This is a genomic window from Gordonia sp. WA4-43, from assembly GCF_020520305.1.
GTDB classification, from domain to species: Bacteria; Actinomycetota; Actinomycetes; order Mycobacteriales; family Mycobacteriaceae; genus Gordonia; species Gordonia hongkongensis.
The window spans coordinates 2,169,141-2,185,404 of sequence record NZ_CP084736.1; the positions used below are offsets into that span (position 1 = coordinate 2,169,141).

Consider the following 16,264-nt stretch of genomic DNA (forward strand, 5'->3'; position numbering starts at 1 on the left):
GCTGGTTGAGCCGGCACCGAGCCGCTTCCGCCCTGCTAAGTTAGCCGGCACCGAACCACCGCTGCTGATCGAGCGCCCCCCGCTGGTTGAGCCGGCTCCGAGCGCAGCGAGGCGCCGAGTCGAAGCCACTTGGTGACCTCGACGAGTCGGTCAGCGGGCGAGTCAACCCGCCCTGCTCCCCAATCCCCAAGAACCGCAAAAGCACTGGTCCCTGAGGTGCGAGGAGCGATAGCGACGAGCCACGAAGGGCCTGGTGGGGCACCTTGCGAGCCCTTCGTGGCTCGCTTCGCTCGCACCTCAGGGAGCAGAGGGGTGGCCCTCCGCAAGCTCCGCACGCTTCTCAGGGAGGACGAACGCGATCGATCTCAGGGACCGGAAGGCCCGGCCAGGATGCCGGCGAGTTCGTCGAGGCTGTAGGGCGAGGTGCCCTTGTGATCGCGGTAAGCGACGAAACTCGCCTGCTGCGACTCGAACCGGCCGATGAATCCACCGGCAGCGCTGAAGATCTCGCCGGTGATGTGCTCGGCCGCGTCACTGGCCAGGAACACGTACAGCGGGGCGACGTACTCGGGCGGGGCGGGATCGAGCGCCGCGTCGCGCGTGGGGTCGTCGAGGATTCCGCGACGATGGAGTCCTTCGATGTGGGCGACGTAGTCGTCGCCGGAGGACAGCCTCGACTTCGCTCCCGGCATCACCACATTGACGCGTACGTGTTGATCCCGGAGGTCCGCGGCCGCGGCGAGGGCGAGTGCGTTGACGCCGCCCTTCGCCGCGGGATAGCCGCTGCCGCCGAACATTCCGAGCGAGGCGGCCGAACCGGTGAGCACGACCGAACCCGACCCTTGTTCGACGAACACCCTCCCCGCAGCCTGTAGGAGGTGGAAGGCGCTCATCAGATGGGCGTCGATCTGCTCGCGGAACTCGTCGGGAGCGATCGTCAGCACCGTCGAACCGGGAGGTTCGGCGATGCCGGCGCAGTTGATGGCGATGTCGAGGGCACCGAACTCCGCCAGCGCCGCCTCGACCATCGCCTGCGCCACTCCGTCGTCGCCCGCGGACCCGCGAACGCCCACGGCATATCCGCCGCCGCCGCGGATCTCGGCGACGGTGTCATCGACGGCCTGTCCGTCGCGACCGTTGACGACGACCGAGACCCCCTGTCCGGCCAGCGCATACGAGACGGCCAGTCCGATACCGCGGGTCGCGCCCGCGACCACGGCGACCCGGCCCCCCAGTCCCGCGCCGCCGGGTGACCAGCCGCCGCCAGACGTCACGCCGAGCTGCCCACCGGTGTGATCGGGATCGACCGCCCGCGGTCGACGAATTCGAAACTCGCACCCCCGCTGAAGCGTGCGACGGCCACCTCGCCGTACTCCTTCTGCGGCGTGTCCGCCTTGGTGATCCGGACGACGAGATCGTCGTCGGCCTCGGTCGCGTCCGTCACGACGAGGTACGGGTCGACGGCGGTCGCCGCCGCCTGCAACGGTTCGACGTGGTCGGCGTCGAGGATCGACGTCCAACCGCCGTCGGTCATCACATCGGACTCCCGGGGAATTCGGACGATGACGGTGTCCCCCTCGGCCTCCGCGGTGAGTCCCGTGTACTGGGTCGGACCGAAACACGGATGCAGGGCGAGCACCTGGGCGAGACCTGCGGCGTCGGCGGACAGATCGAGCGCGACGCGAATCCGGTCGGCAGCGAGTCCGGCGATGCCGATCAGCTGCTTGCGGAAGATCTCGGTGGTCTGCGCCTCGCTCTCGGCATACCTGCGGAGGCTGACGAGGAAGCCCAGCGACAGCAACTGGTGTTGCAGCGCAACCTCTTCGGCGACCCGCACCAGAGCCGACGTCGACCACTCCGCGAACTGCAGGTCCTCGACGAGCGGGCCGCGGTAGTCGACCCAGCCATCGGTCTCCGTGGTGTCGATGGCCGACAGGACGAGTTGACCGGCCCGCGTCTCGAACATGTCGACCGAATCCGGTGGCAGCGGCAGCTCGTCTCGATCCGGTTCGATCGTGACCGTCCACTCGCAGTGCGGCGTGCGATCGACCGGCCGACGCGGGGGGCGATGAACCGGACGGATTCGGGCGCGCCGGTTGGTCGCGATCGCCGTCGCATCGAAGGTGGGGTCCTCGATGTCGTGGCACATGGTCGTCACGTAGTCGTCGCCGAGGGGTTCGACGTCGAGCAGCGCGCCGCAGTGATCGAGCACGAACGACCCGTGGTATTCGTCGTCGATGCGGTATCGGAAGTCCATGAACTGGGGTGGCGCACCGATGTCGAGTTGCAGACACTTGAACATGTCCTCGACACCGTCGCCCTCGATACCCAGGGCGGTGCGCATGCGATGCGTGTAGACCGGACTCGCGGCCATCCACTCTTCGATGGCAACCTTGCCCATCACGTCCCGGCCGAAGGCGCTGATGAGATGCGCCATCCCGCTGCGGTCGATCATCTGACCCGACAGCAGCAGTTCCGGTACGAGCACGGCGAGCTGATCCTGACTCAGACCTTGGTAGGTCGGGGCTGTGGAAGTCATGTCAGTTCACCAGAACGCGACCGGAGCCTTGCCGAAGTCGTACCAACCCGGCAGATTTCCCGGCGCCGACTTCTCCACACGCTTGAGCATCGGCTCGCTCATCGCGTTGTTCTTCATCATCTCGATGAAGAGCGCCGAGACGTTGCCGTAGTCGAAGAAGTCACGCTGCCAACGGAACTGGAAGTTTCCCCCGTACTTGAACCAGCTACCCTGGATGCCCTCGAGGGCGTAGTGGCTGCCGTCGTCGCGTGTGCCCTCGTAGATCTGCTTCCACAGTCCGATCATGTCGCCGGTCTGGTCATCGATGACCCAGGCCTGGTACGGGTACTCCCACCCCTGCAGACCCTCCATCTCCTGTCCGAGGGCGAGCTCGCGGATCTCCTCGCGGCCGACGGCCATGAAATCCTTGTTGGGGCCATAGTTCCACCCGTAGGTGGCATCCTCGGTGTAGAAATCGGCCAGGGGCTTCCAGTCCCCCGCCTTTTCGGCCTCGATGTTGGCGGCGAGCCACCGCTCCTTCATCTCGTCGAGTTCGGCACGGTCAAAAGACATGTGTTCCACCTTTATTCGATCGTTCGGGTCTTGCGTGGGCGACGTGGTCGGAGCTCAGTCCTCGATGATCCGAAGGGCCTGAGTCGGGCAGTAGTGCACGCCGGCCTCGACCTCGGCGCGCTGGGATTCGTCGGGGGTCGCGTCGAGGATCTCCACATGATCGGTGTGCGCGGCGAAGACCTCGGGCGCCTCGAGCTCACACATCCCATGTCCCTGGCAGAGGTCCAGGTCCACCTCGACGCGCATCACGCGTCCTGACGCTTGCGGTAGGCGACGCGGCAGGGTTGCTGCAGCTGGACGACCATCTTCGAGTGGTCGTTGCGGTAGCTCTCCGGCGGCTGCAACATCTCGAACTCGTAGTTCTGGAAGAGCACCGAGAAGATGGCCTTCAGTTGCATGATCGCGAATTGCGCGCCGACGCAACGGTGACGACCGGCACCGAAGGGGATCCAGGTCCAGCGATTGACCAGATCCTCCTGCCGCGGTTTGTCGTAACGGTCGGGGTCGAAGGTGTCCGCCTCGGGGAAGTCCTCGGGCAGCCGGTTGGAGATCGCCGGCGAGACGGCGATCGACTGCCCGGCCTTCACCTCGAATTCCTCGACGTGAAAGTCGTTCTGCACCACGCGCATGAGGATGATGAGCGGCGGGTGCAGCCGCAGCGCTTCTTTGAGCGCGTTCTCGAGCTGCGGCATCTGACGGGTGTGCGCAAAGGTGTATTCCGGGCGCTCGCCGGGCGGGGTCTCGCCGTAGATCTCGTCGAGCTCCTCGTACACGCGTCGCATGTAGTCGGGGTTGCGCAGCAGTTCGATGAGGGTCCACGCGGCGGTGCCCGACGTCGTGTGGTGGCCCGCGAACATCATCGAGATGAACATGCCGGTGATGGTGTTGGCGTCGAAGCCGACCTGGACGAGGACGTCCATCAGGTCGCGATCTTCCTTGTCCTCGGTCGGGTTCGCAATCCGCTCGTCCATCACGCCCTGGATGAACTCGACCAGTTCTGCCCGGGCCTCGTCACGCTTGCGGAAGCTCTCGATGTCGGCCTTGTAATCCACGTAGGCGATCGGGTCCGTGCCCTTTTCCAGGTCGTGGAAGAGATGGGCGATGTGTCCGCTGAGCCGTTCCCGGAACTTCCGTCCGATGAGACACGACGACGACGTGTAGAGGGTCAGCTCGGCGAAGAAGTCGAGGAGGTCGATCTCTCCCTCGTCCCCCCAGTCGGCGATGATCCGCTCGACCTCGTTGGGGATGGTCACCGCGTGCTGCTTCATGTGCGCGCCCTTGAGCGCCGAGTTGTGGATCGCCTTCGACCGTTCCTCGGGACTCGTGTCGAACACGACGCCCTCACCGAACACCGGTGTCATGAACGGGTATGCGGCCGCCTGGTCCAGGTCCTCTTCGGGCGCGCGGAAGAACTCCTCGCTCGCCGCCGATCCCGAGACGAGCACCACCTCGCGGTCGGCGAGCTGGAACATGCCGACGTCACCGCATTCCTCACGGACGCGCCAGAACAGCGAGATCGGGTCGGTGGCGAGTTCGTCGAGATGTCCGTGTTCGCCCTCGCCACCCGAGACGCGATTCGGTTGTTTCAGGCCTGATTCGGTGATGGCGGTCATCCATCCGTCCCCTTCTCCTGTACTGCCTGTCGTTTCTTGTCGCTGACCGCGCCTTCGGCCTCCACCTCGACCGACCGCATGTGCGCTCCGCGCGGCATGGTCACCATGGCCGCGACCGCCTGCGCGATGTGTTCGGGCGAGAGGAAATTGCCGTGGCGGGCCAGACCGTGTGTGATCCAGTCGTTGAGCATGTTCTCGGTCGTCTTCGGGTCGAGGTTCATCCCCATGCCCGTGAGGGTCTGTCCGGGACGGACGACCCCGGCCCGCACACCGGTCCCCTCGAGTTCGAGCTGGATGGTCGCGACCAGTCCGTCGATACCGGACTTCGCGGCGACGTAGGCCGACGACCACGGCCGGGGGTGGATGGCGACATCGGACCCGATGAACACGAAATCGCCTCGCGCACGGTCGATCATGCCGCCGATCACGGCGCGGTAGATACGGTACGCGCCGGTGAGGTGGATGTTGATCTGATCGGCGAAATGATCGGTGCCGGTCTCGTAGGAGAGACCGACTGCGAGATCACCGGCGCCGGCGACGACGATCTCCAGCGGCCCCAGCGCCGCCTCGGCCTTCGCCACGCAATCCAACACCGATTGCTCGTCGGTGACGTCCAACGGTACCGCGACGGCTTCGCCGCCGGCGGCCGTGATCTTGTCGGCGAGTTCCTGTAGCTTCTCCACCCGGCGGGCGGCCAGGGCGACGGGATGGCCCGCGGCGGAGAGGAATTCGGCCGTGGCGGCGCCGATTCCCGACGACGCGCCCGCGACGAGGACCGGTCGGCGCTCGGGATGGGGACGGAAAGCCATCAGCGCACCGTCACCTTCACCGGGAGCTCGGCGAAGCCGCGCACGTTTACCGAGTGGACCCGTACCGCCTTGTCGGCATCGATCTCCACTGCCCGGATCGACTTGATCACCTCGGTCAGGCCGATGTTGGCCTCGAGGCGCGCGAGGTGCGCCCCGAGGCAGAAGTGGGCGCCCAGGCCGAAACTCATCAGGGACTGGGCGCAGTCGCGGCCGATCTCGTACCGGTCGGCGTCGGCGCCGAACACCTCGACGTCGCGGTTCGCCGAACCGACGAGCAGGAGTACACGGTCGCCCGCCGGGATCACGAAGTCGCCATAAGGGGCATCCTCGATCACCCGCCGCACGACGATCTGCGTCGAGTTGTCGTAGCGCAACGTCTCCTCGGTCCAGTCCGGGACGACGACTTCCGGGTCGGCGAAGACCTTGGCGAGCTCGTCCGGATTGCGCCAGCCCCAATACAGGGCGTTGGCAAGCAGTTTGGTGGTGGTCTCGTTGCCCGCCACCACCATCAGAACCATGAACCCGACGATCTCGTCCTCGGTGAGCTTCGTCTTCTCACCGGTCTCGTCGTCGTCGATCTCGGCCGCGATGAGGGCCGAGACCAGATCCTCGCCGGGGTTCTTGCGACGGTCGGCGATGAGCTCCGAATAGTACTTGTGCAGTTCGATGTACGCGTACACCGCCGCCTCGGGAAGGTCGAGGTCGCCGTCCTCGCGATGCAACAGCAGGTCGGACTGGTGGCGCAGCCGGGTGCGATCGGCTTCGGGCACTCCCAGCAGTTCGGACACGACGTCCATCGGGAGCAGGGCGGCGAAGTCGTGCACGAAGTCGAACTCGCCCTTGTCGAGACATCTGCTCCAATGCTGATGGGTGAGGGCGGTGATCCGGCCGGTGAGTTCGTTGACGCGGCGAGGCGTGAAGCCCTTGGAGACGAGTTTGCGGATACGCATGTGCTTGGGGTCGTCCATGGCGAGGAACGACATCGACTTGTGCGCGTCGGGACCGTACGCCGAGGGGTCCATCGACACGCCCCAGCTGTTCGAGAGTCGTTGTGTGTCACGGAATGCGGCACGGACGTCGGCGTGCCCGGCAAGCGCCCAGAAGTTCATCCCGCCGTGGTAGTAGACCGGCGCCTCCGCGCGGAGACGGGAATAGGTCGGGTAGGGATCCTCGTGGAAACCATAGGCATACGGGTCGAAGGGGAGCTCGCGCTCCATCCCCGACACCGCCGTCGTTTCGGTCATCACTTCTCCATCAGTAGATGTGCGGCTGCGACAAGACGTTCGGAGGTCTGCTCGTAGGTCATGTGCCCCATACCGGCGTAGACCAGGCCGCCGGAGTAGATCATCTCCAGGGCGTCGAGCAGCGGGCCCGGGTTCTCCGGGTCCTCTTCGAGGGCGGCGGCGAGACGACGCCGGATGAATGCGCCGATCCGCACGCGCAGGTGTTCGACGTCAGGGTCACTGCCCAGCAGGGCCACCGTGACCGCGCCACCCAGCTGCCCCTCGCCGGCCACGACCAGCGCGACCTCGCGGAGCACCTGCGCGACGCGCTCACTCCGCGGTGCACCGGGATCCGGTTCGAGCACCCCGGCCGAGAGGCGACGCCAGAACACCTCGGCGACGAGGTGACTCTTCGACGAGAAGTAGGTGTAGGCGGTAGCCGGCGCGACCCCGGCGATCTTGGCCACCGACCGCACGGTCAGACCGTCGAAACCCTCGGCGTTCAGCACGTCGACCGCGGCATCGGTGAGGCGTGTGACCGTCTCCGCCTGCTGCTGGGTCAGCCTGCGGCGGGTGGATTCCTGAGACACGGGGCTGGACATGTGAGCCACGCTACACTAGGTTTGAACGCGAGTCCAGACACCTGTCCAGATGGAGTTCCAGCTCATGCCTCTTCGCCCCGAATCCGCGTCGGATCTGTTGATCGACGGCAAGCTCACCCCCGGGAGCGGTGGCGTCTTCGACGTCGTCAATCCCGCGACCGAGGAGGTCATCGGGCAGGCGGCCGACGCCACCGCGGCCGACATGGATGCCGCCATCGCGGCGGCGCGCACCGCCTTCGACACCACCGACTGGTCGCGCGATCACGCCTTCCGCGCTCGCTGCCTGCGTCAGCTGCGCGACGCACTGCTCGCCCACGGCGACGAGCTCCGCGAGCTCACCATCGCCGAGGTCGGGTGCCCGTCGTTCCTCACCCACGGCCCGCAGTTCGAGGGACCGGTCACCGATCTGGGCTACTTCGCCGACCTCGCCGAGAGCTATGAATGGACCCGCGACCTCGGCACCGCCAAACCCATGGGCCTCAAGAACCACCGCGAACTGCGCTCGGAGGCCGTGGGTGTCGTCGGCGCGATCACCCCGTGGAACTTCCCGCACCAGATCAACTTCGCCAAGATCGGCCCCGCTCTTGCCGCCGGATGCACCGTGGTGCTCAAGCCCGCACCCGACACCCCGTGGTGTGCGGCGCTCGTCGGCAAGGTGGTCGCCGAGGAGACGGACTTCCCGCCGGGCGTCCTCAACATCGTCACCTCGACCGACCATCAGCTCGGCGCCCAGCTCAGCACCGACCCTCGCGTCGACCTGGTCTCGTTCACCGGCTCCACCGCGACGGGCAAGAAGGTGATGGCGGCCGCCTCCGAGTCGCTGAAGAAGGTGTTCCTGGAGCTTGGCGGCAAGTCGGCCTTCATCGTCCTCGACGACGCCGACATCGGATCCGCCTGCGCCATGGCCGCGTTCAACGTCGTCACCCATGCCGGCCAGGGGTGCGCGATCACGACGCGTCTCGTGGTGCCGCGCGGCAGCCTCGATGAGGCGATCACCGCCACCCGCGACGCGATGGCCGGCCTGCCCGCCGGGGACCCGACCGACGGCGGCACCATCTGCGGACCGGTCATCTCGGCCCGGCAGCGCCAGCGCATCGAGTCCTACATCGAACTCGCCACCAGCGAGGGCGGCACCATCGAGATCGGCGGCGGCCGTCCCGCCGACAGGCCCGCCGGATTCTTCGTCGAACCGACCCTGATCTCGGGTCTGGACAACTCGGCGCGAGTGGCGCAGGAAGAGATCTTCGGCCCGGTGCTCGTGATCATCCCCCACGACGGAGACGACGACGCGATCCGCATCGCCAACGACTCGCCGTACGGGTTGTCGGGCATGGTCTACGGGACCGATGAGGACCGGATCAACAAGGTCGTCAACGGAGTTCGTACCGGGACGATGGGCGTCAACGGCGGCATCTGGTATTCCGCCGACGTCCCGTTCGGCGGTTTCAAACAGTCGGGCATCGGCCGCGAGATGGGTGTCGCCGGTTTCGAGGAGTACCTGGAGACCAAGGCCGTCGCCCGCCCGGCGTGACCCTTCGAGGCTCGTCGCTATCGCTCCTCGCACCTCAGGGAGCAAAAGCCTCGCGCTATCGCTCCTCGCACCTCAGGGAGCAGAAGCCTCGCGCTATCGCTCCTCGCACCTCAGGGAGCAGAAGCCTCGCGCTATCGCTCCTCGCACCTCAGGGAGCAGATTCGACCGCCCCCTGAGGTGCGACAAACCGAGCCGTTGCCCCCGCCCCCTGAGGTGCGAGCGAAGCGAGCCACGAAGGGCCAGCACATCATCCACACAGAAAGCAGGACAATGAGTTCTAAGCGTTTCGAGAACAAGACCATCATCGTCACCGGCGCCGCCGGTGGGATCGGCGAGGCCTATGCGCGTGCCCTCGCCGCGGAGGGCGCGAACGTCGTGGTCGCCGACCTCGCCGACGAGAAGGGCAAGCAGGTCGCGGCCGACATCGGCGGACTGTACGTCAGCACCGATGTCGCGGATGAGGATTCGGCGAAGGCGCTCGCCACCGCCACCGTCGAAGCCTACGGTTCGATCGACGGTCTGGTGAACAACGCCGCGATCTACGGCGGGATGAAACTCGACTTCCTCATCACCGTGCCCTGGGACTATTACAAGAAGTTCATGAGCGTGAACCTCGACGGTGCGCTCAACGTGACCCGGGCGGTCTACCCGCACATGACCAACGGCGGCGGCGCCATCGTCAACCAGTCCTCGACCGCCGCATGGCTGTACAGCGGCTTCTACGGGCTGGCCAAGGTCGGCGTCAACGGCCTGACCCAGCAGCTCGCCACCGAACTCGGCGGGCAGAACATCCGCGTCAATGCGATCGCCCCGGGACCCATCGACACCGAGGCGACCCGGAGCACGACGCCCAAGGAGATGGTCGCCGACATCGTGAACCGGCTGCCGCTGAAGCGTTTCGGCACTCCCGAGGATCTCGTCGGAATGTGCCTGTTCCTGCTGTCCGACGAGGCCGGGTGGATCACCGGGCAGATCTTCAACGTCGACGGCGGCCAGGTCATCCGCTCATGAGCGAGTCGTCCCCCATCCGTCTGGGGTATGTCGGACTCGGCAACATCGGTGGGCCGATGGCCGGGAGCCTGGCCGCCTGGGCGGGTGGGCTGACGGTGTTCGACCTGTCGTCCGACGCCGTCGCGAAGGTCGTCGAGAAAGGCGCCACCGCTGCGGAATCGCTCGCCGATCTCGCCGCGTCGGCCGACATCATCGGCATCTGCGTGCTCGACGACGCGCAGGTCCGAACCGTGGTCGCGGGTCCGGACGGCCTGCTGTCGGCAGCTCGCCCGGGCACCGTCATCACCGTCCACTCGACGATCGCGCCGGAGACCGCCGTCGAACTGGCGGATCTGTGCGCGGCGCGCGAGGTGACACTGCTCGACGCAGCGATCTCCGGCGGTGCGATGGGTGCGGCGTCGGGCCGTCTCGCGATCATGGTCGGTGGACCGCGGGACGCGTACGAGAAGCTGAAGGAACCGTTCGCGCTCACCGCCGACATGCTGGTCCACGCGGGGCCCGAGGTCGGCGCGGGTACCCGGATGAAGTTGGCGCGCAACCTCCTCCACTTCATCTCGTTCACCGCGACCACCGAGGCCGCGCGACTGGCCGAGGCGGCCGGCATCGACATCACCAAGCTCGGCAAGGTGGTCCGGCACTCCGACGCCGTGACCGGTGGGGCCGGGGCGATCATGTTGCGCGACACCACCGCTCCCGTCGAGCGCGACGATCCCTGGTACGGAATCCTCACCGGCGTCCGTACCCTGGGCGAGAAGGACCTGACGCTCGCACTCGCACTCGGTGAGGAACTCGGCGTCGACCTGCCCCTCGGGCAGCTCGCGCTGCAGAACCTGGCCACCGGGCTCGGTGTCCCCCACCTCGAAGGAGAACCAGCATGACCCGTTCCCACATCTCCGACGACGCACCCGACGAGGCGCGCAGGCGCGGCCTCGCCAAGATGTCGGAGGTCTACGGCTGGGAGGTGAGCGACGGTCCGGGCGACTACTTCGCGCACACCGCCGACCAGGTGTTCGGCAACGTCTGGGCCCGGGAGGGTCTGTCCAACCGTGACCGCCGGCTGCTCCTGCTCGGCGCGCTCGCCGCGAGCAACAACATCGACGTCGCCGAGATCCAGGCCGGTGCCGCACTCGGGAACGGAGAGCTCACCCCAGAGCAGCTCGAGGAGATCAGCCTCTTCCTCTGCTACTACGTAGGCTGGCCGCAGGGCACCAAGATGCACTTCATGTTCGGTGAGGTGATCAAGCAGCACCGGAAGAAGAAGTGAGTCGACTTATGCGGTTTCGAGTCCTACAGGGCGGCGACGGGTGTTCGTTGCTCAGCGCCTCTCCCCTCCCCGACCTCGCCGCGGCCGGATACACCGACATCGAGTACGCGGCGTCGGGGGTGGCCGAGAAGATCGTCGGGGACCCGCCCGCATCCGCCGCCGAGTTCACGACCCGGGTCGTCGTCCGACGCCCAGCGGAGCCCGCGACGTTCAGCGGCTGCGTTGTCGTCGAGTGGCTGAACGTCAGCAGTGGCGCCGACGCCGCCCCCGAATACTCCTATGTGGCTGCTGAACTGGTCCGTTCCGGGCACGCCTGGATCGGGGTCTCGGCCCAGTTCGTCGGAGTGGAGGGCGGCACGGGCTCGGTCGGCGTCGCGACCGGTGCGCCGCAGAGTCTCGCCGCCAAGGACCCGGAACGGTATGCCGGACTCCACCATCCGGGCGACGCCTACTGCTACGACATCTTCAGCTCGATCGGACGCGCCGCCCGGGACACCGCTGGGGCCGACCATCCCCTCGCGGGCCTGACGGTCGCCACCGTGCTCGCGATCGGCGAATCACAGTCGGCGATGGCCCTGACGACCTACGTGAACGCCATCGGCCCGGATGCGGCGCCGTTCGACGGATACCTCATCCACAGCCGCGCGGCCGCCGGGTTGCCCGCAGGCGAGGTCGGTTCGGCCATCGACGTGGCGACAGTCTTCGGGCGCGAGCCCACCACGATCCGCACCGACCTCGACGCACCGGTGTTCGTGGTGCAGACCGAGACCGACGTCCTGACCAACTTCCGTTATCACACTGCGCGGCAACCGGATTCCGACCGGTTACGCGTGTGGGAAATGGCGGGCACGTCCCACGCCGACCTGCACCAGGTCGGCGACTTCGAGGAGTTCCTCGGCTGCCCCGACCCCGTCAACCGGGGTCAGCAGCGTTTCGTCCTGCGGGCTGCGTTGCGGCACCTGCGATCCTGGGCCGACGGTGGCGATCCGCCGCCGGCAGCCGACCCGCTGGCCCTCCGGGACATCGACGGCGCCGACCCCGTGTTCGAGCTGGACGACATCGGCAACGTCCGGGGCGGGGTCCGGACGCCGTGCGTCGACGCACCGACCCAGGTCCTCAGCGGAATCGTCGCCGACCCCGTCTCCCGCATCTGCCTGCTGTTCGGCACGACATTCCCGGTCCCCGCCGACGCGTTGGCGGCCCGGTACGGAACGCGCGACGAATACGAGAAGCACTACCGGAACGCTGCTGACGCCGCCATCGCCGGCGGATTCGTCCTCGCCGAGGACCGTGACGAGCTGCTCGCCGACGCCAATCCGGACCTGATCCCGAACTGACCGTCCGCCGATTCGTCTCGGCGCGCGGCGGTTTGAAAATCACCATGACCCCAACGGTGCCGGTGGAGTCGAGTTCTCAGTAGCGTCCCAGAAGTCCTGCCAGCCCTCTCCCAGGCGGATTTCGATGACTCTAGAACTCACGACACCCGTCGGTGTCGCCCCCGCCCCGTCCGCGGCCGGGCCCGTCGACGTGCCGTCCGGCGGCCCGGCGGCCCGAGTACGTCGGCGACGGCTCTCCCGTCACGCCGCCACACGCACGCTCCGTCAGTCCATCGGCCTGATCCTGGTCGTCGTCATCTGGCAGCTCGGCGCGCGGGGATGGCTCGGCGCGACCACCCCCGCGCCCACCGAGGTGGTCGAGGCGGGCTGGGAACTGATCAGCACCGGTGAACTCTGGACCCATCTGGCCGCGTCGGGGCGGCGCGTCGCGATCGGACTGGCGCTCGGGATCGCCATCGGCGCGGTGCTCGGCGCGGCCGCCGGCCTCTTCAAGGTCGCCGAAGACCTGGTCAACGCACCGGTCCAGGTGCTGCGGATGATGCCCGCCGTGGCCCTCGTCCCGGTCTTCATCATCTGGTTCGGGATCGGCGACTCGTTCAAGATCGCCCTGATCATCGTCGCCCCGATCTTCCCCATCTATCTCAACTTCCTCGCCGGCATCCGGGGCGTGGACCAGAAGCTCATCGAAGCCGCCGAATCGCTGGAGCTGACGCGTTTCGAACTCGTGCGATACGTGGTCCTGCCGGGCGCACTACCGCAGATCTTCGTCGGGCTACGACAGGCGCTCGGCATCGGTTGGCTTGTCCTGGTCGTCGCGGAGATGCAGACCACCCCGGTCGGTCTGGGCTTCCTGATGAACGACGCCAAGGAGTACCTACGCACCGATCAGATCTTCCTGGTCCTGGTGATCTACGCGGTACTCGGACTGCTCACCGACATCGGCGTGCGAATACTCGAGCGTCGGTTCCTGTCGTGGCGCAACGGATTCGAAGGTAGGTGAGTGGAATGTCCGCAGATCGAATCGACGGTGTCCGCGTCCTCGGGGCCGGGCGCGAGTTCGACGGCCGGCGGGTTCTCGACCGCGTGGATCTGACCATCGCCCGGGGCGAGTTCGTCGCGCTGCTCGGAGCAAGTGGTTCCGGGAAGAGCACCCTTCTCCGGGGGATCGGCGGGCTCGACCGCGGTTTCACCGGCACGATCGAGGCACCCTCGGCCAAGGCGATCGTGTTCCAGGAGCACCGACTCATGCCCTGGATGTCGGTGTGGCGCAACGTCGCGCTCGGGCTGCGCGGCGGTGACACCGAGGCCCGCGCGCTCCGCGCACTCGACGAGGTGGGGCTGGCGGCCAAGTCCGGCGCCTGGCCGTCCACGCTCTCGGGTGGCGAGGCCCAGCGCACCGCGCTGGCACGCGCACTCGTCCGGGAGCCCGACCTGCTGTTGCTCGACGAACCGTTCGGCGCGCTCGACGCCCTGACCCGGATCAATGCCCAACGCCTGGTGGCCCGGTTGTGGGAAGCGCACCGTCCGGCAACACTGCTGGTGACGCACGACGTCGAGGAAGCCCTTCTCCTCGCGGATCGCGCGCTGATCCTGCGGGCCGGCCGGATTGCACAGGAGATCGTCGTGGATCTACCTCGCCCACGCCAGGTCACCGATCCCGAATTCGTCGCCCTCCGTTCACAACTGCTCGCCGGGCTCGGCGTCGGCGGAACCGACGCCGAATCCACCGGCCCCACAACGACACCGACAACGACACCCCGGGAGTTCACCCATGTCTGACGTACTGACCCTGTCCACGGACGTGCTGGTGATCGGCGGTGGTCCCGCCGCGACCTGGGCCGCCATCCACGCTCGCGACGCCGGAGCCGAGGTGATCATCGTGGACAAGGGTTACTGCGGCTCGTCGGGTACGACGGCCCCGGCCGGGACCGGGGTCTGGTACGTCGTCCCGGACCCGGACAAGCGCTCGGCGGCGAAGGCGAGTCGCGAAGCGCTCGGTGGGTATCTCGCGGACCACGCCTGGATGGACCGGGTTCTCGACAGGACCTACGCGAACATGCACCGGCTGGGCACCGAGGGTCGCTACCCGTTCCCGATCGACGAGCACACCGGGGAGCCCATCCGCACCGGTGTCCAGGGCCCGGAGTACATGCGTCGCATGCGCGCGTGGGTCCGGCGCCGCGGTGTACAGATCCTCGATCACTCCCCTGTCCTGCAACTCCTCACCGACAGCCAGGGCGCTGTGCGGGGCGCCGCCGGATACCAGCGGCAGACCGGCCGGGACTTCCGGATCTCGGCCGGCGCCGTCGTCGTGGCGACGGGCGGATGTGCGTTCCTGTCCAAGGCACTGGGCAGCAACGTCGACACCGGCGACGGCGCACTGATGGCGGCGGAGGTGGGTGCCTCGTTCTCGGGGATGGAGTTCGCCAACGCGTACGCGATCGTGCCGAAGGGCTCCACGGTGACCAAGACCGCGTACTACGGCTACGCCACCTTCTTCCACGCCGACGGACGCATCGTCGAGGGTGCGGGATCGACGAAGGGGCGGTCGGTGATCGCACGGACTCTGCTGCAGGAGAAGGTCTACGCACAGCTGGACCGGGCCGATGAGCGGGTGGCGGCACAGATGCGCCAGGGTCAACCCAACTTCTTCCTCCAGTTCGACCGCCGGGGCATCAACCCGTTCACCGACCGGTTCGAGGTCGATCTCCTCGCCGAGGGCACCGTTCGCGGAACCGGTGGTATCGACATCGTCGACGCGGACTGCTGGACCGGCGTCCCGGGTCTCTACGCGGCCGGCGACGCCGCCACCCGCGAGCGGATCTGCGGTGGCTTCACCGGCGGCGGCAGCCACAACTCCGCCTGGGCGATGTCGTCGGGCAGTTTCGCAGGCGCTGCCGCGGCACGAGCGGCCCGCGACGCGGGCGGGGCATCCCCACTCGATCGGCTCTCGGGCGCCGGCACCGTCGGATTGGACTCCGCCCGGAGCGGGATCACACCCGACGAGGTGGTGACCGCCGCACAGGGCGAACTGATCCCCTTCGAGAAGAACTACCTGCGTCACGGCGACCGTATGGCACCGGCGCTGAACGCCCTGGACTCGCTGTGGGACGAAATCTCCGGGCCGGCCTACGGCGCGCGCACGCCGGCCGGGCGCGTGCGCGCGCGGGAGGCGGCGGCGATCACCGCCGTCGGACGGTGGATCTACCGATCCGCGCTCGCCCGCACCGAATCCCGCGGGATGAGCAAGCGCGCCGACCACCCCGAGCTCGACCCGGCACTGGGCGACCACGTCCGCACCGGCGGACTCGGCGATGTCTGGGTCGCTGCGCCCGGATCGGCTGTCCGCCGGCCAGACCCGGCGCCTCGGCTCGCCGTCAGGATTCCCGCGTGATCGAGCTCGTCGTCGCGTCGGCGTGTATCGCCTGCGACAAATGCGTGAATGCCTGTCCCACCAACGTCTTCGACACCGGACCCGACGGCGTACCGGTCATCGCACGGCAGTCCGACTGCCAGACCTGCTTCATGTGCGAGGCGTACTGCCCCACCGACGCTCTCTACGTCAGCCCGGAGTCGTCCCCACTCGGCACCCGAGAATCGTTGCCGCTCGAGCTGATCGGCAGCTACCGGGAGCGGCTCGGCTGGGGCAAGGGGCGCGCACCAGGAAGCCTCACCGCGGTCGGGCCCCCGATCCCGCATGGAGACCCGCCACCCCGGCTCGTCGAGCAACACGCCGACTGACCGGCTCACCCCGTTCATCCCTTCAGATCGCCAGAACAGAGA

At 67.6% G+C, this 16,264-nt stretch carries 17 protein-coding genes; 9 read left to right on the forward strand and 8 right to left on the reverse strand.

Going from position 1 to position 16,264, the window contains the following annotated elements; translation table 11 throughout:
* Window positions 1-365 precede the first annotated feature (365 nt).
* From LEL84_RS09680 to LEL84_RS09715, 8 genes are read right to left on the reverse strand one after another with little or no spacing between them, the layout of a single operon-like run.
* Window positions 366-1,274 (reverse strand): SDR family NAD(P)-dependent oxidoreductase, encoded by a 909-nt coding sequence (locus tag LEL84_RS09680; RefSeq protein WP_068972532.1) that lies wholly within the window; start codon window positions 1,272-1,274, stop codon window positions 366-368.
* Window positions 1,271-2,539 (reverse strand): hypothetical protein, encoded by a 1,269-nt coding sequence (locus LEL84_RS09685; protein WP_226513922.1) that lies wholly within the window; start codon window positions 2,537-2,539, stop codon window positions 1,271-1,273. The genes LEL84_RS09680 and LEL84_RS09685 overlap by 4 nt, the downstream gene beginning before the upstream one ends.
* Before the next feature lie 6 nt (window positions 2,540-2,545).
* Window positions 2,546-3,091, reverse strand: coding sequence for a hypothetical protein (locus LEL84_RS09690; protein ID WP_078114131.1), 546 nt, complete (start codon window positions 3,089-3,091; stop codon window positions 2,546-2,548).
* Window positions 3,092-3,145: 54 nt separating this feature from the next.
* Window positions 3,146-3,337 (reverse strand): ferredoxin, encoded by a 192-nt coding sequence (locus LEL84_RS09695; RefSeq protein ID WP_058252397.1) that lies wholly within the window; start codon window positions 3,335-3,337, stop codon window positions 3,146-3,148.
* Window positions 3,337-4,704: a cytochrome P450 gene (locus tag LEL84_RS09700; RefSeq protein ID WP_226513923.1), complete on the reverse strand. Its 1,368-nt coding sequence runs from the start codon at window positions 4,702-4,704 to the stop codon at window positions 3,337-3,339. The genes LEL84_RS09695 and LEL84_RS09700 overlap by 1 nt, the downstream gene beginning before the upstream one ends.
* Window positions 4,701-5,513 (reverse strand): SDR family oxidoreductase, encoded by an 813-nt coding sequence (locus LEL84_RS09705; protein ID WP_226513924.1) that lies wholly within the window; start codon window positions 5,511-5,513, stop codon window positions 4,701-4,703. Before LEL84_RS09705 ends, LEL84_RS09700 begins: the two co-directional genes overlap by 4 nt.
* On the reverse strand, window positions 5,513-6,757 hold the full coding sequence (locus LEL84_RS09710; protein ID WP_226513925.1) for a cytochrome P450: 1,245 nt from the start codon (window positions 6,755-6,757) through the stop codon (window positions 5,513-5,515). The genes LEL84_RS09705 and LEL84_RS09710 overlap by 1 nt, the downstream gene beginning before the upstream one ends.
* A complete protein-coding gene (locus tag LEL84_RS09715; RefSeq protein WP_033206302.1) occupies window positions 6,757-7,338 on the reverse strand; it encodes a TetR/AcrR family transcriptional regulator in 582 nt (193 codons plus the stop codon). The genes LEL84_RS09710 and LEL84_RS09715 overlap by 1 nt, the downstream gene beginning before the upstream one ends.
* A 64-nt stretch (window positions 7,339-7,402) precedes the next feature.
* On the opposite strand from LEL84_RS09715, the gene LEL84_RS09720 reads away from it, so the two are divergent.
* The 9 genes from LEL84_RS09720 to LEL84_RS09760 all read left to right on the forward strand — a co-directional run bounded on the left by LEL84_RS09720 (window position 7,403) and on the right by LEL84_RS09760 (window position 16,222).
* Entirely contained in the window at window positions 7,403-8,869 is a 1,467-nt protein-coding gene (locus tag LEL84_RS09720) for an aldehyde dehydrogenase (RefSeq protein ID WP_211538288.1), read from the forward strand.
* Window positions 8,870-9,139: 270 nt separating this feature from the next.
* Complete coding sequence (locus LEL84_RS09725; RefSeq protein WP_226513926.1) at window positions 9,140-9,880, forward strand: SDR family oxidoreductase; 741 nt, start codon at window positions 9,140-9,142, stop codon at window positions 9,878-9,880.
* Window positions 9,877-10,758, forward strand: coding sequence for an NAD(P)-dependent oxidoreductase (locus LEL84_RS09730; protein WP_211538286.1), 882 nt, complete (start codon window positions 9,877-9,879; stop codon window positions 10,756-10,758). The genes LEL84_RS09725 and LEL84_RS09730 overlap by 4 nt, the downstream gene beginning before the upstream one ends.
* Window positions 10,755-11,144 (forward strand): carboxymuconolactone decarboxylase family protein, encoded by a 390-nt coding sequence (locus LEL84_RS09735; RefSeq protein WP_068972526.1) that lies wholly within the window; start codon window positions 10,755-10,757, stop codon window positions 11,142-11,144. The genes LEL84_RS09730 and LEL84_RS09735 overlap by 4 nt, the downstream gene beginning before the upstream one ends.
* An 8-nt stretch (window positions 11,145-11,152) precedes the next feature.
* The gene (locus LEL84_RS09740; RefSeq protein WP_211538285.1) at window positions 11,153-12,481 is read left to right on the forward strand and encodes an alpha/beta hydrolase domain-containing protein; all 1,329 of its coding nucleotides are present in this window, start codon (window positions 11,153-11,155) and stop codon (window positions 12,479-12,481) included.
* A 124-nt stretch (window positions 12,482-12,605) separates the two neighbouring features.
* Window positions 12,606-13,481 (forward strand): ABC transporter permease, encoded by an 876-nt coding sequence (locus LEL84_RS09745; protein WP_226513927.1) that lies wholly within the window; start codon window positions 12,606-12,608, stop codon window positions 13,479-13,481.
* A gap of 5 nt (window positions 13,482-13,486) precedes the next feature.
* Entirely contained in the window at window positions 13,487-14,260 is a 774-nt protein-coding gene (locus tag LEL84_RS09750) for an ABC transporter ATP-binding protein (protein WP_226513928.1), read from the forward strand.
* Window positions 14,253-15,875 (forward strand): FAD-binding protein, encoded by a 1,623-nt coding sequence (locus LEL84_RS09755; RefSeq protein WP_226513929.1) that lies wholly within the window; start codon window positions 14,253-14,255, stop codon window positions 15,873-15,875. The genes LEL84_RS09750 and LEL84_RS09755 overlap by 8 nt, the downstream gene beginning before the upstream one ends.
* The gene (locus LEL84_RS09760; RefSeq protein WP_058252408.1) at window positions 15,872-16,222 is read left to right on the forward strand and encodes a ferredoxin family protein; all 351 of its coding nucleotides are present in this window, start codon (window positions 15,872-15,874) and stop codon (window positions 16,220-16,222) included. The genes LEL84_RS09755 and LEL84_RS09760 overlap by 4 nt, the downstream gene beginning before the upstream one ends.
* Window positions 16,223-16,264 lie beyond the last annotated feature (42 nt).

Coding starts and splice junctions, on each gene's coding strand:
- LEL84_RS09730 (WP_211538286.1), top strand. CDS start 9,877: ATGAGCGAGTCGTCCCCCATCCGTCTGGGGTATGTCGGACTCGGCAAC.
- LEL84_RS09755 (WP_226513929.1), top strand. CDS start 14,253: ATGTCTGACGTACTGACCCTGTCCACGGACGTGCTGGTGATCGGCGGT.
- LEL84_RS09700 (WP_226513923.1), bottom strand. CDS start 4,704: ATGACCGCCATCACCGAATCAGGCCTGAAACAACCGAATCGCGTCTCG.
- LEL84_RS09725 (WP_226513926.1), top strand. CDS start 9,140: ATGAGTTCTAAGCGTTTCGAGAACAAGACCATCATCGTCACCGGCGCC.
- LEL84_RS09695 (WP_058252397.1), bottom strand. CDS start 3,337: ATGCGCGTCGAGGTGGACCTGGACCTCTGCCAGGGACATGGGATGTGT.
- LEL84_RS09705 (WP_226513924.1), bottom strand. CDS start 5,513: ATGGCTTTCCGTCCCCATCCCGAGCGCCGACCGGTCCTCGTCGCGGGC.
- LEL84_RS09720 (WP_211538288.1), top strand. CDS start 7,403: ATGCCTCTTCGCCCCGAATCCGCGTCGGATCTGTTGATCGACGGCAAG.
- LEL84_RS09735 (WP_068972526.1), top strand. CDS start 10,755: ATGACCCGTTCCCACATCTCCGACGACGCACCCGACGAGGCGCGCAGG.
- LEL84_RS09750 (WP_226513928.1), top strand. CDS start 13,487: ATGTCCGCAGATCGAATCGACGGTGTCCGCGTCCTCGGGGCCGGGCGC.
- LEL84_RS09745 (WP_226513927.1), top strand. CDS start 12,606: ATGACTCTAGAACTCACGACACCCGTCGGTGTCGCCCCCGCCCCGTCC.
- LEL84_RS09690 (WP_078114131.1), bottom strand. CDS start 3,091: ATGTCTTTTGACCGTGCCGAACTCGACGAGATGAAGGAGCGGTGGCTC.
- LEL84_RS09710 (WP_226513925.1), bottom strand. CDS start 6,757: ATGACCGAAACGACGGCGGTGTCGGGGATGGAGCGCGAGCTCCCCTTC.
- LEL84_RS09685 (WP_226513922.1), bottom strand. CDS start 2,539: ATGACTTCCACAGCCCCGACCTACCAAGGTCTGAGTCAGGATCAGCTC.
- LEL84_RS09740 (WP_211538285.1), top strand. CDS start 11,153: ATGCGGTTTCGAGTCCTACAGGGCGGCGACGGGTGTTCGTTGCTCAGC.
- LEL84_RS09715 (WP_033206302.1), bottom strand. CDS start 7,338: ATGTCCAGCCCCGTGTCTCAGGAATCCACCCGCCGCAGGCTGACCCAG.